Genomic DNA, 1,946 nt, shown 5'->3' with positions numbered 1-1,946 from the left:
GTGTGGAGGCAAGCTATGAAAGCTTGCCTCTTTTTTGTGCGCCCGGCATGGGTGCAGTCTATAGGGTGCAAGTCCCGAGCCATGAAGGCAGTAGTAGTGGTTAGCTTAACGCAAGGGTGTCCGTGGTGACGCGGAATCTGAAGGAAGCGAGCGGCAAACCTCCGGTCTGAGGAACACGAACTTCATATAAGGCTAGGTACCATTGGATGAGTTTGCAAAACAAAACAAAGTCCTTACTGCCGAAGATGGTACAGAGTAAATGAAGCAGATAGATGGAGGGAAAGACTGTACTCTTACCCGGGGAGGTCTGGTTGAAACGCCAAGTACACTTGGTAACCTATCTAGCAATAGATAGCTGAACAACCAGAAGTCAGCAGAGGTCATAGTACCTTACCGACTCGAGACGGTAAGGGAAGGACTGAACAATTAGGAAGAACGAGAACTAGGCATACAATTCCTGTGTAGAAGCAGACAATCCGAAAGGACTTACTTGAAGGAGGAAGTGGTGAATTCCACAGGGGACTTCATGAGGGTGGAGCAGGAATAACATAATTAGATTTCTACGTTCACGTCGAAAGGAAATATCACATGTTAATGGATCGGATTCTGTCACGGGAAAACTTAATAGAAGCACTTAAACGTGTGGAGAAGAACAAAGGGAGTCACGGCATAGATGGAATGTCCGTAAAATCCCTACGAAGACATCTCTATGAGAACTGGGACACTCTTTGTGATTCTTTAAGGAGAGGTACCTATCAACCTAACCCAGTACGTCGAGTCGAAATCCCGAAACCGAACGGTGGAGTAAGATTACTAGGAATACCTACCGTGACAGACCGGTTCATTCAACAGGCTATCGCACAAGTTCTAACCCCGCTTTTTGACCCAACCTTCTCAGAACATAGTTATGGGTTTAGACCAAACCGAAGAGGTCATGACGCAGTTCGTAAAGCAAGGGGATACATAAGTGAAGGTTATAGATGGGTGATAGACATGGACTTGGAGAAATTCTTTGACAAAGTTAATCATGATAAGTTAATGGGGATATTGGCAAGCAGAATCCAAGACCGGTTGGTCTTGAAACTAATACGGAAATATCTCCAAGCAGGAATCATGATAAATGGTGTAGTCTATGATGCGGAAGAAGGAACACCACAAGGAGGTCCCCTGAGCCCTCTTCTTTCGAATATCCTTTTGGATAAGCTTGATAAAGAGTTAGAAAGGAGAGGTCACAAGTTTGTCCGCTATGCCGATGATTGTAATATTTACATGAAATCGAAGAAAGCTGGAGAACGAGTGATGAACTCGATTACATGCTTCATTGAGCAGAAATTAAAGCTCAAAGTAAATAGAGAAAAATCAGCGGTTGATCGCCCGTGGAAACGAAAGTTCCTCGGCTTTAGCTTTACGGTTAATAAGATACCGAAGGTTCGTATAGCAAATGAAAGTATTAAAAGGCTTAAAGCTAAAATACGGGAGCTAACCTCGCGTTCTAAACCAATTCCTATGGAAGTTAGAATCGAGAAACTAAATCAATATCTAACGGGATGGTGTGGATATTTTGCATTAGCTGATACACCGAGTAAATTTAAAGAATTTGATGAGTGGATTAGAAGGAGACTTCGTATGATTGAATGGAAACAATGGAAGAATCCAAAGACAAGAGTAAGAAAACTCAAAAGTCTAGGTGTCCCTGACCAAAAGGCATACGAATGGGGAAACTCCAGAAAGAAATATTGGAGAATAGCCTCTAGTCCAATCCTACACAAAACCCTCGATAACTCTTATTGGAGTCATCGAGGGCTCAAAAGTCTATATCAAAGATATGAATTTCTACGTCACACTTAATTGAACCGCCGTATACCGAACGGTACGTACGGTGGTGTGAGAGGTCGGGGGTTAGTCACCCCCTCCTACTCGATTTATTTTCACCTGGTACGACATAC

The 1,946-nt window shown here is 43.3% G+C and carries 1 protein-coding gene; it reads left to right on the top strand.

Annotated elements, in window-relative coordinates; all coding sequences use genetic code 11:
- The first annotated feature begins 588 nt into the window (after positions 1–588).
- Positions 589–1,848, top strand: coding sequence for a group II intron reverse transcriptase/maturase (gene ltrA / locus ACSVDD_RS29860; protein ID WP_510167030.1), 1,260 nt, complete (start codon positions 589–591; stop codon positions 1,846–1,848).
- The last annotated feature ends 98 nt before the right edge of the window (positions 1,849–1,946 follow it).

Source organism: Azospirillum terrae (assembly GCF_053470425.1).
This window is presented reverse-complemented; position numbering and strand designations above follow the sequence as displayed.